At 50.8% G+C, this 13017-nt stretch carries 16 protein-coding genes; 3 read left to right on the forward strand and 13 right to left on the reverse strand.

Annotated elements, in window-relative coordinates; all coding sequences use genetic code 11:
• Nucleotides 1–10: 10 nt before the first annotated feature.
• The 5 genes from ACN4EK_RS02225 to larC (ACN4EK_RS02245) form a co-directional block, all read right to left on the reverse strand.
• Entirely contained in the window at nucleotides 11–757 is a 747-nt protein-coding gene (locus ACN4EK_RS02225; RefSeq protein ID WP_431655774.1) for a metallophosphoesterase family protein, read from the reverse strand.
• Nucleotides 758–759: 2 nt separating this feature from the next.
• Nucleotides 760–1572 carry a metallophosphoesterase family protein gene (locus tag ACN4EK_RS02230; RefSeq protein ID WP_431655775.1) on the reverse strand — a complete coding sequence of 271 codons (813 nt, stop codon included), beginning with the start codon at nucleotides 1570–1572 and terminating at the stop codon, nucleotides 760–762.
• On the reverse strand, nucleotides 1569–2300 hold the full coding sequence (locus tag ACN4EK_RS02235) for a GTP-binding protein (RefSeq protein ID WP_431655776.1): 732 nt from the start codon (nucleotides 2298–2300) through the stop codon (nucleotides 1569–1571). The genes ACN4EK_RS02230 and ACN4EK_RS02235 overlap by 4 nt, the downstream gene beginning before the upstream one ends.
• Before the next feature lie 50 nt (nucleotides 2301–2350).
• Entirely contained in the window at nucleotides 2351–2743 is a 393-nt protein-coding gene (locus tag ACN4EK_RS02240) for an SCO5389 family protein (protein ID WP_431655778.1), read from the reverse strand.
• A gap of 305 nt (nucleotides 2744–3048) precedes the next feature.
• Nucleotides 3049–3246: a nickel insertion protein gene (larC, locus tag ACN4EK_RS02245; RefSeq protein ID WP_431655779.1), complete on the reverse strand. Its 198-nt coding sequence runs from the start codon at nucleotides 3244–3246 to the stop codon at nucleotides 3049–3051.
• Here larC (ACN4EK_RS02245) and ACN4EK_RS02250 point away from each other — a divergent pair.
• On the forward strand, nucleotides 3153–3542 hold the full coding sequence (locus tag ACN4EK_RS02250) for a cupin domain-containing protein (protein WP_431655780.1): 390 nt from the start codon (nucleotides 3153–3155) through the stop codon (nucleotides 3540–3542). The genes larC (ACN4EK_RS02245) and ACN4EK_RS02250 overlap by 94 nt on opposite strands.
• A gap of 10 nt (nucleotides 3543–3552) precedes the next feature.
• Here ACN4EK_RS02250 and ACN4EK_RS02255 read toward each other — a convergent pair whose 3' ends face one another.
• Nucleotides 3553–3738: a DUF2267 domain-containing protein gene (locus ACN4EK_RS02255; RefSeq protein WP_431655781.1), complete on the reverse strand. Its 186-nt coding sequence runs from the start codon at nucleotides 3736–3738 to the stop codon at nucleotides 3553–3555.
• Nucleotides 3739–3771: 33 nt separating this feature from the next.
• On the opposite strand from ACN4EK_RS02255, the gene ACN4EK_RS02260 reads away from it, so the two are divergent.
• On the forward strand, nucleotides 3772–4707 hold the full coding sequence (locus ACN4EK_RS02260) for an IS5 family transposase (protein WP_431655783.1): 936 nt from the start codon (nucleotides 3772–3774) through the stop codon (nucleotides 4705–4707).
• Between the two features lie 261 nt (nucleotides 4708–4968).
• Here ACN4EK_RS02260 and cobJ read toward each other — a convergent pair whose 3' ends face one another.
• Genes cobJ through cobG form a run of 4 tightly spaced genes read right to left on the reverse strand, consistent with a single transcriptional unit; the run spans nucleotide 4969 to nucleotide 9334 of the window.
• On the reverse strand, nucleotides 4969–6393 hold the full coding sequence (gene cobJ, locus ACN4EK_RS02265; protein WP_431655784.1) for a precorrin-3B C(17)-methyltransferase: 1425 nt from the start codon (nucleotides 6391–6393) through the stop codon (nucleotides 4969–4971).
• A gap of 18 nt (nucleotides 6394–6411) precedes the next feature.
• Nucleotides 6412–7113: a precorrin-2 C(20)-methyltransferase gene (locus tag ACN4EK_RS02270; protein WP_431655785.1), complete on the reverse strand. Its 702-nt coding sequence runs from the start codon at nucleotides 7111–7113 to the stop codon at nucleotides 6412–6414.
• On the reverse strand, nucleotides 7110–7739 hold the full coding sequence (locus tag ACN4EK_RS02275) for a precorrin-8X methylmutase (RefSeq protein ID WP_431655786.1): 630 nt from the start codon (nucleotides 7737–7739) through the stop codon (nucleotides 7110–7112). The genes ACN4EK_RS02270 and ACN4EK_RS02275 overlap by 4 nt, the downstream gene beginning before the upstream one ends.
• A gap of 23 nt (nucleotides 7740–7762) precedes the next feature.
• Entirely contained in the window at nucleotides 7763–9334 is a 1572-nt protein-coding gene (gene cobG, locus ACN4EK_RS02280; protein ID WP_431655787.1) for a precorrin-3B synthase, read from the reverse strand.
• Nucleotides 9335–9614: 280 nt separating this feature from the next.
• Here cobG and cbiE point away from each other — a divergent pair, with 280 nt between their 5' ends.
• On the forward strand, nucleotides 9615–10823 hold the full coding sequence (gene cbiE, locus ACN4EK_RS02285) for a precorrin-6y C5,15-methyltransferase (decarboxylating) subunit CbiE (protein WP_431655788.1): 1209 nt from the start codon (nucleotides 9615–9617) through the stop codon (nucleotides 10821–10823).
• A 91-nt stretch (nucleotides 10824–10914) separates the two neighbouring features.
• Here cbiE and ACN4EK_RS02290 read toward each other — a convergent pair whose 3' ends face one another.
• The 3 genes from ACN4EK_RS02290 to ACN4EK_RS02300 are packed head-to-tail and all read right to left on the reverse strand — an operon-like array spanning nucleotide 10915 to nucleotide 12996.
• Entirely contained in the window at nucleotides 10915–11700 is a 786-nt protein-coding gene (locus ACN4EK_RS02290) for a cobalt-precorrin-6A reductase (protein ID WP_431655789.1), read from the reverse strand.
• On the reverse strand, nucleotides 11693–12508 hold the full coding sequence (gene larC / locus ACN4EK_RS02295; RefSeq protein WP_431655790.1) for a nickel pincer cofactor biosynthesis protein LarC: 816 nt from the start codon (nucleotides 12506–12508) through the stop codon (nucleotides 11693–11695). Before larC (ACN4EK_RS02295) ends, ACN4EK_RS02290 begins: the two co-directional genes overlap by 8 nt.
• Nucleotides 12508–12996, reverse strand: a complete 489-nt coding sequence (locus ACN4EK_RS02300) for a formylmethanofuran dehydrogenase subunit E family protein (protein WP_431655792.1) — start codon at nucleotides 12994–12996, stop codon at nucleotides 12508–12510. The genes larC (ACN4EK_RS02295) and ACN4EK_RS02300 overlap by 1 nt, the downstream gene beginning before the upstream one ends.
• Between the last annotated feature and the right edge of the window lie 21 nt (nucleotides 12997–13017).

A 13017-nucleotide genomic window follows, 5' to 3' on the forward strand; every position in this document is an offset into this window, starting at 1 on the left:
CAAAAACTCACTAAGAACTGTGATTTTTTACGGTTTGAAATCCTCTTCCAGAGCCGTAGCGAACAGTTTTGAATTCAATTTGGTTGGAATTGGGGCGATAAAGCGTATACGTAGCTTGACCAGAAACACGTCCAATATTGCCAACGCCAACAATCTGCCGAGGTTTTACCTGGGTTACTTGTGGTGAGATAACCTTATCCAGAGTTGTCACACTGGATGTCACAGTACCTTGCTGAATCTGATACTGAAATGTCAATCCAGAACGACCACAAAATAAAGTGTTAGCATCCATTCGTATGAGACGATCGAGCATCTGAATTGGGGGTGTATCCGGTGTTAGCTCATCACTCACACTGACACTACTCCCGTGAATTAACAAACAGTCCAGTTCAAAAAAGCCGAAGTCGAGCGATCGCACCCATTCCACCATTTCTCGCGGAATCGCATCCCACAGGGTTTTCACCATGTCCATGCCATATCGCTCAATCAGTTCGGTAGGTTCTCCTGTGCGTCCTAAGCCATGCAAGATCAACAACTGTTCTTCCCACCATCCTTGACAAACCTGGGGTACAGGTTCATTAGCACGAGGAGACTGAATTCGTTGAATCACTTTGATGCTGGCAGGGGTTGCCGCAATCACATCCCCCAGGATATATAGTTCTTCCACCGGGTGTCGTTGCCGCTTGATATCTGCCAACACCGCTTCATAGGCAGCTAAGTTCCCTTCAATGCCACTTAAAATTGCCCAAGTAGTCATGGCTATCGCTCACACACATGAGTTGGATCATCGGCGCGTTCGGCAAACTCTAAACCTCTGGCTAATCGCCACGCAAAGATCGGCGGCAAGCCTTTTTCAATAATGGCAGCACAGGTTTTTTGATAGTCGTATTCCACTTCACGGAGCGTAATCTGATCCGTATCTGCGTCATAAATCACGTAGGTTGCATTGGGTCTACCATGACGCGGTTCTCCGACCGATCCGGCATTCACGATTCGCTTGAGTGGTGCCGAAAAACTCATCTCTTGCTCTGATTTGTGAGTCAATTTGACTCGAATTTGAAGTTGTCCCGCATCCAGCAATCGCACATACGGCACATGGGTATGACCACAAAACAAAATATCGGCATCTGTCGCCAGCACTCGTTCCATTGCCACAAACGCATCCACTTCTGGCAGCAGATATTCATGCTGGTTATGGGGACTGCCATGCACAAAACACAGACTTTCATCGCGCAAAATTAAGGGCAACTGTGCCAGATATTCTCGCACTTCAGGGTGGATGACCTGGTTTGTCCATTCATGCGCTAACTTACCGCGTTTCTCCGCCAACACAGAAGGATAGCTACATTCACAAGCGTTCAATCCTTCTACAATGTCCTCATCCCAACAGCCTTGACAGGTTGGAATATCTAAAGTGCGAATCATTTCCACCACCGCATTGGGATGAGGTCCGTATCCCACTAAATCACCGAGACAGTAAATCTTATCGACATTGTGATCATCGATATCCGATAGCACAGCATTCAACGCTTCATAATTACCGTGAATGCAAGACATCACCGCGATTTTCATGCCACCTCATCTCCTGGTTCTAGTGAGTCTTTGATTTGTTGTTGGTAGTACGCAATCACATGATCTTCTAAGCAGCATGCTTTGATTGTTTCAGCGATCGCCTCTTGATCCAGTGCTTCACCAACTACCTCAATGCCGCTAAATCGATCGGGTCTGCCATTGCACCAAAGCGGCAAATCCAGTTCAAGATAAGTCGTCTCAGCGAGTCCTGCCACAAAATCGAAATGGAGCGATCGCCCATCAGCCACATCAAAAATGCCTTTGGCGCGTTGAACGGTGCCATACGCCCCATGCGTTAGTTCGTACCAAAACGTATTCAGACTCGCGAGATCAAGCACCTGTCCTGACAGCACAGAACGCCAGAGATGGGGCTGTGATAGTGCCACACCCGGCTCAACACCCGTTACCACAAGGTCTGCCCAATCGTGCCATTCGGTGTGTCGAGTTCCTGGCGGCAACACCGCCACTCGATGGCAGTCTGCCATCTGGTCAGGCAGAATCAGGGAGGTGAGATCAATCTGAAACCCCAATTCAACGTAGACAGCAGAGCCTACAAGCGGTTGTGCTAAAAAATCAGTCAACTGCTCGACGGGTAGTACCGTGAGTCCCGCGACCTCTGTTGCTAGATAGGTTGAGTCGATCGGAATATTTTCCGCTCCCAGATTTAGATAGACGGCTGTCTCAGCAGCAGAATTGACTTGTTGCCGTATCCAGGTCGTCTTTCCCACGCCAGGTGGACCAGATACTAAAGTGATGTTGAGAGATGGCATTAGGGCTTCTAACAGTCTTGCAGTTCAGGGGTTTGGTTGAGAATCTGATTCCGAATAGACGTAAAGTTGCGGTAGGCATCAGAATCCAAGCAATCTCGCCGAAAAGCAGCCAGGTTGTGACAATTTTGAAACGCTAACTTCACGTTAAAGTGACGCTCCACTGCACCTCGAATCGCGTCTCCACCCACCATGCGAAGTAATTGTCCTCTCGCCTGTTCGCTGGGTGGCGCGACCGCATAGTTCGCCCACTCCTCGCCATCCTGGTGGAGGCTATAGGACAGTTTCTCGACGATACCCCAAGCATAGGGTAGGGATTGCCGGATGGTTTCAACAAAGGCTTTCTCATCCACCTCACCTGCTGCTGCCTGTTGAACCAGGGCTTCACTGACATTCAAAGACATTTTTTCTCCTCATAGTTCATTCATTGCAAAACATCATCCTATGATACAACTAAAATGATAATCATTCTCATAAATTAGCAATTGATTCATGCCTGATGCCGTGTTCACACTTCCAGCCTCTATCGACCTGGCAATCATCGGGGCGGGATCCCATGCCCTGACGCTGGTGACTCATCTTTTGCAGAAAAAGAAATCGATGCGAGGACGGTTTCTCAGCAATTCCAAATTCAAAACTCTAAGAAGAGTTCAGGGTTAGAGAGGGATCGGAATCAGAGAGCATAAAGTCAATCAACTGCTGCCAACTCTCAAATAACAAATACTTCGTCAGGCTGAGAATGTCTTGAAAGAAACCTTTGCGAGTACCACGTTTTTGGCGAATCTGTTGATAGGACGTATCGACTCGCATCCAGTGCTCCAACTTCATGGAAATGCACCTGTTCTAGCGGAATCCCGTGAACACTCCCTTCGGCAATCGCAGAACTTAGACTGGACTCCTCACGCAACCCCCGGTGTTACGGTGGCGATCGTTCATCGAGATGAGGTTAAGCGAGAACTGGCTGGGTTTCTTCGAGCTGAACCAGGCGTTCGCTATCCATTCCACCGTCATGCGGCGATTGAGGAAATCTTCATGCTGGAAGGGGATCTGGTAGTTGGGGATGAGGTCTACGGTGCTGGAGATTATATCCGCTCTCACCCCGGTTCCAGTCATGCGCCATACACTAACGGAGGTTGCCGTTTCTTCTTCCATACCTCAATTGATGACGAATATCCTGAATTGACCGGGGTGGCTTCTCTCTAACCCAATGGCACTATGCTTGCTCCCAAAGCTCTCGAACTCCGGCTTCTGGTAACCAACTGGCGACTTCCTGAATGCGCTCCTCAGACAGTTTCTTCTTTGTGGCTGAGAATACCGCTTTCACTGCCTGCTTGCGATCGGCATCTTTGTGTTCTGAACGGCGTTGTTGCATGAAGAGGAGTTGCGGAGGGCGAGGCATGGTAAGTTTTAATCACCACAACCAAAACAAGCCATGAAACCTCAATACCGCATCCGCAACTGGTCTGAGTATAACGCTGGACTGAAGCAACGGGGAAGCCTCACCTTCTGGATTGAGGAATCGGTTCTGGAGCAGTGGGTGGTCGAAGATTTGAGCGGCAAACCAGGTGCGTCTGTCCTCTATAGTGACCTTGCGATTCAAACGATGGCGACTGTCAAAGCGGTCTATCGCCTGGCTGGACGACAGTGTCAAGGATTTCTCGAATCAATTTTTGAGTTGATGGAAATTGACTTGCCTGTGCCTGACCACAGTACACTATCACGGCGAATTGGGAACCTGAGCATTGACTTACCGATTGTGCCGAAACCGGGTGCTCGTCATGTGGTGGTCGATTCGACTGGGGTAAAAGTCTATGGTGAAGGGGAATGGAAAACCCGTCAGCATGGGGTGAGCAAGCGTCGGACTTGGCGCAAACTGCATCTAGGGGTTGATGAAGCTACGGGCGAGATTGTGGCAATGGTCGTGACAACCAATAATGTGGCGGATGGAGAAGTGCTAGAAGACCTCCTGGAACAGATTGAAGGGGAAATTGAACAGGTTTCAACCGATGGTGCTTATGACCATCGCCATTGCTATGACGAAATTGATGCCAAAGGAGCCAAAGCCGTGATTCCACCGCGCAAAGATGCCAAAATCTGGCAGCATGGTAATCGCAAAGGCAAGCCCCATGCGAGAGATGAAAATCTGCGTCACATCCGCAAACATGGACGCAAACGCTGGAAGCAGGATTCTGGCTATCATCGCCGCTCCATTGCCGAAACCACCATGTTTCGCTTTAAGACAATTTTTGGTGGCAATCTCAGCGCGCGTCAATTTGACAATCAAGCGGTGGAACTGTTCATCAAATGTGCTGCGCTCAACCGGATGATCCAGATCGCTAAACCTGATAGCTACAAAGTTGCAGCTTAATACCAGGACGACCTTAAGGCAGGTCTGGTCGTTTTTCTAATCATGCAACAAAGCCGTTCTGAACCTCTTTCAAGTCCACCTTCATTTGCAACCCGGAAGAAAAAGCGATCGGAATCAATTTTGAAGATACCTGGACCTTGCCAGGGTGGACGAACCCGACTCAAGAATCGCAACTCTAGCATCTTCGACTTCCGTTGGATCAATTTGCAATGTAAGGATTGTGCTGCTTTTCTGGAGTCGTGCCGTTGCAATAGATTAGCCTCAATAGTGTCGGGGAGTATAGATCCATTGTTTTCCCTGCCTCTGTTGTACGATTCGAGTTTTACTGGAGCCGATCAAAATCACCGTTCGCATATCGGCATCGTCGATCGCCAACTGCTCCAATGACTTAACCGTCACTGTTTGCCCAGGTCTGCCCAGATTGCGAGCTAACACGATGGGTGTTTGGGGCGATCGCCACTGCAACAAAATCTCTTTTGCTTTTTCGAGTTGCCAGGTGCGCTGTTTAGAGACGGGATTGTAGAAGGCGATCGCAAAATCTGCCTGAGCGGCGGCGGCGATCCGTTGAGCGATCACCTCCCACGGCTTAAGAATATCGGAGAGAGAAATAGCACAAAAGTCATGTCCCAATGGTGCGCCCACCTGGGCAGCAGCGGCTTGCATCGCCGAAATTCCGGGACAGACCTGAATTTCAACCTGCTCCCATGCTGGGTTTGCTTCTCGCTCCAGCACCTCGAAAACGGCAGCAGCCATTGCATAAATGCCTGGATCACCCGATGATACGATCGCTACCGTTCGCCCGGTTGCCGCTAAATCCAACGCCATGCGGGCGCGATCGAGTTCTACTCGATTATCGGATTCGTGGCGAGTGGTGTGGGGTTTCCGTAACGATTCTGCCAGATTCAAATAGGTTTTATATCCGACCCAATCCGTTGCGGATTGCAGAATCTCTTTCACTTCGGGAGACATCCAGGCAGAGGAGCCAGGACCTGTGCCGACGATCGCAAGCTTTCTCTGTGGGGAGTGGGGAGTGGGGAGTGGGGAGTGGATGGACTCTGGATTAAACTCATATACTAGACAGTGAATACTTGGTGTTTGTTCTGAGCTACCCTGCTGCACAATTTGAATTGTGAGTTTCCCTTTGGTTGAAATAGGTAAACGGCTCGTTTCTAACCAGGGTGCTTCACCGACGAGGTTGACGGTAGCGCCTGCCAGTAGGTCTGAAATAAAGGTTTTAGCATCATCAGGATTCACCAAGCGGTATTCCGCTGGTGGCGATAACAGGGCGGTTTGAAATCGCAGATCGCCTGTTGTTGTAATGGCAGGAGACACTTGCAAAACGGCTGCAATTTGACGCGCCAAATGATTCACGCCCTGTAAGCCACCTAGTAACGGCACAACGGCACTGCCATCTTCAGCGATCGCTAAAACTGGGGGTTCCTGCCATTTATTGGTCAGCAGGGGGGCGATCGTGCGAATCAAAATACCTGCTGCACAAACTCCAATGATGGGAGTGCCTGAGCGAAACAATTCCCGAACGGTGTCGCCGAAGCTGTCGTAGGTGATGGTTGCTGATTGCGTGCGGCTGGCTAGCCCATAGATAACGGCTTCAGGAATGGCAGTCTGGATTTGGCGGGCAACGGTGATACTGGCTTCTCCCAAAATGACAATAACAGGTGCGTTCATCGGGGTTTCATTGGGGTTTCATTGGGGTTGGGTTTGGCTGGGAATCAGAATCAGCGACCAGTAGGGCACCTCGGCTGGATCAATCTCGGTAATGGCGACAATTCGCTGGTTGGGTTGAGTGGCTCGTTCGATGTAGAGGGCGCGATCAAGTAATCCGAGTTCATCCAGAATGGTGCGGACTTTGGCAAAGTGTCTACCCAGTTTGATAATGACTGCTGCATCCACCACTGCAAGGCGATCGCGCAATGTTTCTGCATCCAGCGTTGCCGGCATAATGCTCAACACATCATTGCGAAAGGTAATGGGCACACCTAACATGGCGGCACTGGCCATTGTGGACGAAATTCCTGGTACGACTTCAGTGGGAAATCGCGAGGCTAAACGCTGAAACAGATACATGAAACTGCCATACAACATGGGTTCTCCCTCGCACAACACGGCCACGTCCCGTCCGACGCTCAGATGCTCAGCGATTTTCTCGGCGGCAATGTCGTAGTACGGTTGAGACGATCGCTCCACGCTAAAGGGCAACGGCATCGGAATTTCAATTTGGTCGGGACGAATGAAATCGGCCACGATCGCCCGCGCCAATACCTTGCCGTTCTCTAAGGTCGGGTAGGCAATCACAGGAACGGAGGTCAAAATCCGGTGAGCTTTCAGTGTCAGCAGTTCGGGGTCACCTGGACCAATGCCTAAGCCGTAGAGTTTACCTGTGTTCATAGTTCGTTCTCCTGGGCTAGGGCATTGACGGCAGCAGCGGCGATCGCACTACCACCCCGCCGACCGTTGAGCGTGATAAAGGGAACACCACGACTATTGGCCGCCAGTTCTGCTTTCGATTCGGCAGCTCCGACAAAGCCAACCGGAAAGCCCAAAATCAATGCAGGTTTGGGTGCTCCCTCATCCAGTAGTTCGAGCAGACGGTACAGGGCTGTTGGGGCATTGCCGATCGCCACAACAGCCCCAGCCAGGTAAGGTGTCCAGAGATCCACTGCCGCTGCCGATCGCGTATTGTTGATGCGCTGGGCAATCGCTAAAACTTCAGGCTGATTCAGGGTGCAAATAATCTCATTATTTGCAGGAAGTCGCTTGCGCGTAATGCCATTTGCCACCATTTGCGAATCGCACAATATGGGCACCCCTGCGATTAGAGCCGCTCGTCCTGCTTGTACTATATCGGGTGAAGCCACGAGATCCTGCACAATATCCGTCATGCCACAGGCATGGATCAACCGCACTGCCACCTGTGCCAAATCATCGGATAAGTGTTCTAAACTAGCCTCTGCACGAATGATGGCAAAGGATTTGCGATAGATATCATCACCGTTGCGAATATAGTCAATCATGCGATTTTTAATATCATCAAGTTCTAAAGGTTCGGGGAAGTTATCAATTGTTTAATCGTTGGAATTGAAAATCGAGTTGTGAATTCTCCAAAGGACTCATCTAGCGTTTTTCTGCGTTGTTGGTATAGAGTCAGCAGTTGTTCTATTCGTGACGGTAATTCAGCTACAATCACCTCTCCCAGATAATGTTGAATGGCTTCTTGTTTTGAGTCACCACAGGAGTATAGATTCGTACTTACATAAATCTGATAGCCTTCTACAGTTTCACCAGACTGTTCAATCGTTGTACCCAACAGAGTGATTTCAGCCGGACTGGGTTGAGCGCAAGATTTTGGACATCCTGTGAGATGAATGTTGACGGGAGATTCTAGCGTCAGGTGCTGATTGAGGGAATTAGCAAGGGCGATCGCATGAGTTTGAGTCTGCGTTTTTGAGGCAGCACAGCCCGGTTTACCGCCACACGCCACGATCGCAGCAGCAACCCGATTGTCGGATACTGAGAATCCCAATGACGAAAGGTGTTGCAGTACCTCAGCCACTTGTTGATCGGGAATATCTGGTAACAAAATGGTTTGCCAGGGGGTCAGTCGCAGCTCGCTGCTACCAAAGGTTTTGGACAGTTGCACCAACTCTTGCAGTTGCGTTGCGGTCAGTTGCCCTAAGCTCAGATGAATGCCGATGTAAGACAAGCCGGGTTGTCGTTGAGGATGAACCCCCAGATGGGCATATCGCTGAGTCGAGAAGGAAGTGGGACAGGCTATCACTGGGCGGAGTGGACAGGTTAGATACTGATTCACCTGATGGAGATAGCGCTCGATGCCCCAATCTTGCAGCAGGTGTTTCATTCGGGGCTTTTTCTGTAGGCGTGGCGACTGATTCACATAATCCAGATAGCCCCTTGCCAAGGCTGCTACGACAGAGACACACTGATCAGGCTGAATCAACACCTGCGTGTCCCACAACTGTTTATTACCACCCAATGCCAACTGAAAATAGATGTTTCTAGGGAGGGAGTGGAGAGTAGGGAGTAGGGAGTGGAGGGTAGCAGGACATTCCCCATTCCCTATTTCCCATTCTCCACTCCCCAGAACTGCCGAAAGCTGAATCTCGTTGTAACGATGCTCCCAGGGAATTTCTGACCGAGTGCCAATCCCAACTGCGCCTCCTCCATCAATCCCAATACTAAATTTGGCAGGCAGGTCAGCCAGTTCTGGATGGCTTTGAATATAGGCATCTAACGCTTGCACCAATGGACGAGTATCAGTCAATTCTTGTGAATCAATTCCCGCTGTGGGGCTGGTCATCAGATTGCGGAGATGATCAATGCTCGGATTTTGAGCCGCAAGCCCCAGTGTCTGTAGGGTCTGAAAAACCTCGGCAGTCGGGGCAGTGTGAACGGCTCGAATTTGCAAGTTGGCGCGATTTGTCACCTGGATCGCTGCACTGCCCCATTGTTCCACCAGAGTTGCGATCGCTTGTCCTTGCTGAAAATTTAATCCCCCACCAGGGGTGCGAATCCGAATTAAGAATCCGTCTTGGGCTGGAGTGCCATAAAACAATCCTGGGCAAACATTCGGTTCAAGCAGCCAAGTCACAGTAGCCTCCTCCGTGCGACGCAGAGAGTTGATTCAGATAACGCTCATTCGGAACGTACTTGAGACTGGCATTCTGACTTGATCGATTTTAGACTTGAGATTTTGGATTTTGGATTGAACCGTATGGTTTCAATCTACAATCGCCAATCTAAAATCGCATTACAGTTGCGGCACAGTACCGGAATCGCACCGGACTTTCCCAGCATCAAGCCAATGCAGCGTATCACATTGACCGCGCAAAACTTCAATTCTCAAATCTTTCTTAAGACCAGGAGGGGCAATGCAAAAGTGGCTATCGATTGTGGGAATTGGTGAGGATGGGCTGGAGGGAATCAGTCCGGTAGGGCGATCGCTCCTGGCTCAAGCCACTCTGATCGTCGGTGGAGAACGCCATCTCGCCCTATTACCTTCAGAGGATAAACGCGAAAAGCTGCTCTGGACTTCCCCGATCGCAGACTCGGTACAGCAGATCACTCAGCGTCGGGGGCAGTCGATCTGTGTGCTGGCTAGCGGTGACCCGATGTGTTACGGCATTGGCGTGACCCTGAGCCGCCACATCCCCATCACGGAAATGATGATTGTTCCCGCTCCCTCTGCCTTTAGCCTCGCCTGTGCCCGTCTGGGTTGGTCGCTCACCGAGGTGGAAACCCTCAGCCTCTGCGGGCGCGATCTGGCTCTCTTAAACGCTGTGCTTTACCCTGGTGCCAAAATTTTGATCCTCAGTGCCGACAAAACTACCCCCAGCACGGTCACTCAACTTCTAACCCAACAGAGCTATGGCGACAGTCAAATCATGGTTCTAGAACGCATGGGCGGCATCCACGAACGGATCACTGAAAGCATTGCCTCCGACTGGACGATCACCGACCTTGCCGATCTCAACACCATTGCCATTCACGCCCACTCCCCATGCCCCACTCCCCATGCCCACCGCCTTCCCGGCCTTCCCGACACTGCCTACCACCACGACGGACAATTAACAAAACGAGAAGTTCGCGCGATCACACTATCTACCCTTGCGCCATTACCCGGACAACTGTTATGGGATGTCGGTGCAGGCTGTGGCTCGATCGCCATTGAATGGCTACGCAGCGATCGCCGATGTCGCGCGATCGCCATTGAACAACACCCCACGCGCCTGCAATACATTGCCGATAACGCAACGGCTTTAGGCGTTCCCCATCTGCAAATTGTGGTTGGAGCAGCCCCAGATGCGCTCAAAGATCTCCCAGAACCGGATGCTATTTTCATTGGCGGTGGACTCACCACACCAGATTTGTTGAACACCTGCTGGAAAGCGCTTTGTCCCGGTGGTCGCCTGGTTGCCAATGCGGTTACAGTCGAGAGCGAACACATGCTCTTTCAGTGGCAAGGCAAGCTGGGCGGAACCCTGACCCGCATTGCCATTCAGCGGGCAGAACCTGTCGGTAAATTTTTAGGCTGGAAGGCAATGGCACCTGTGACACAGTGGGCTGTGGTAAAAGGATAAACCACGAGGCTGAAAATATAGTCTATGAAGTGAAAGGTTCACTATCTGAGTTTGAGGTTAGTTGCAGCGGGTGATGGGGCATATGAGCTGACTATTTATCGAATCGCGACAACGTGTTTTTAAGCCACGACAGAGCACTCTCTATATCTGCAACGATGTCTCCTGGTGGAATGGGTGGACGCTGGATCATCACAACCGGAATTCCTAACTCCCGTGCCGCAACAATCTTGGCATAGGTGGCATTTCCGCCGCTGTTTTTGCTGACGATCGCCCCAATCTCGTACTGTTGCAATAGCGATCGCTCATCATCCAGTGAAAACGGTCCCCGTTCCAGGAGGAGTTTTCCGGGAGGGACAGCCGCATCCGGTAGAGGGGGATCAATCATTCGCATCAGGAACCAGAGATCTTGCAGATGGGCAAAGGCAGCGAGTTCCTGCCGCCCAATCGTCAGAAAGATGCGCTGGGCAAGGTCTGGTAAGGTGGCGGCGGCAGCTTCATGACTGTCCACTTCAATCCAGCGGTCACGCAGTGTGCCGAAAGCATCGCCCTCTGTTCGTTCCCAGGCTGGACGAACCAGCATTAAATGGGGAATGCCAAGCGCAGTGACAGCATCAGCCGCATTAAACGAAATTTGAGCCGCAAAGGGATGAGTGGCATCTATCAGCACATCAATCTGCTGTTCTCGCAAATACTCTATCAGTCCTGCCACTCCACCAAATCCGCCGATCCGGGTGTTTTCGGAAGGCACTACGGGCTGCCGAGTGCGACCTGCTAACGAAGTAATGACTTCCACTTCTGGTATTTCAGCAGCTCTAGCGGCTAGTTCTGTTGCATCCCCGGTTCCACCCAAAATCAGCACTCGTTTAGGGTTAGCCATGTCGCAGGGCAACATCCCGCTTGCCTAACCAAAGTCTCACTAAATTTGGCAATTCCAAATCCTGTGATCCTGCTCCCAAGCCCACTTTCTCTAAAGTCATGGCGGGAGGATCACCAAAGGCTTGGCTGAGGGCGACGGCGATCGCGGCTCCAGTCGGTGTGACCAATTCCTTTTTAATTCCATTGCTAAACACAGGCACTTGATGCAATTCCCACAGCTTCAGCACCGCTGGAACAGGAACAGGCAGTTTTCCATGTTCACAATTAGCAAAGCCCCCACCCACTGGCAACGGCGAACAAAAGACTTGCTCAACTCCCAGCCAATCTAATCCGGCACAGGTTCCGACAATATCCACGATCGCATCCAGTGCTCCAACTTCATGGAAATGCACCTGTTCTAGCGGAATCCCGTGAACACTCCCTTCGGCGATCGCCAGTTTTCTAAAAACCGTCAAACTCCAATCTTTCACTCGTTGAGGCAGGTTTGAAGCTTGAATGATTTGTTCAATCTCTGGTAAGTGTCGATGATGAGAGTGAAAGTGATGATGCTCAGAATGCTCATGTGATTCCGAGTCGTGACTATCAAGATGATCTGAGTGATGATCTAACAGTTCCACATGAACTTTCAGCGCCTCCTGTCCATGCCGTTGCACCAGTTCTGACCACACCTTCACCTCCTGGTCAATGCTGAGTTGAGACAGAACCTGGTTGAGGTAGTCGAGGGGCACTCCTGCACTGACTAAAGCGCCGAGGCACATATCCCCGGCAATTCCAACCGGGCAGTCTAAATACGCGATCGTCGTCACCATTACTCTCCAATTGATTTTGATGATTGCAGCTCGACTTGAAACAAGAAGTCTTGAGGTGCAGCCATCACAGCAGCATAGCGTCCACGCTCATTATGAGCCTCATTCCACTCATCCAAGCGCAACCGTGTAGATGCTGGAACACTGTATCGCAGAGTTTCTCCAGTCTTGCGATGACGAATTATGGCAACCCCAAACAACGTTGAACCACCTTGGTCAAACACAACTCGTAACGTGTTTTGTCCGGGGGAGGCAACGGTTGCAATCATGATGCCATCCACCATACAGGGGCAGGGGGCATCTTTTCCCGTGTGATAGGTAACATCCAACTCACGCGGGGTAGCACCTAAACGAGTTCTGGCATCTAATCCAATCCGAATTCCCACCGCCAGGTAACTGCCAAAGCCACCATGAATTCTTTGTCCCAGCGCAATCCACTCATCAGGCGTTTCTGCTTGGACTGGAACTGGAGAGATGACTACAGAGGTCATAAGCGTCAAACCAAGAGACTG

The sequence above is a fragment of the Pantanalinema rosaneae CENA516 genome (genome assembly GCF_050753385.1).
In the GTDB taxonomy this organism is placed as follows: Bacteria; Cyanobacteriota; Cyanobacteriia; order Leptolyngbyales; family Leptolyngbyaceae; genus Pantanalinema; species Pantanalinema rosaneae.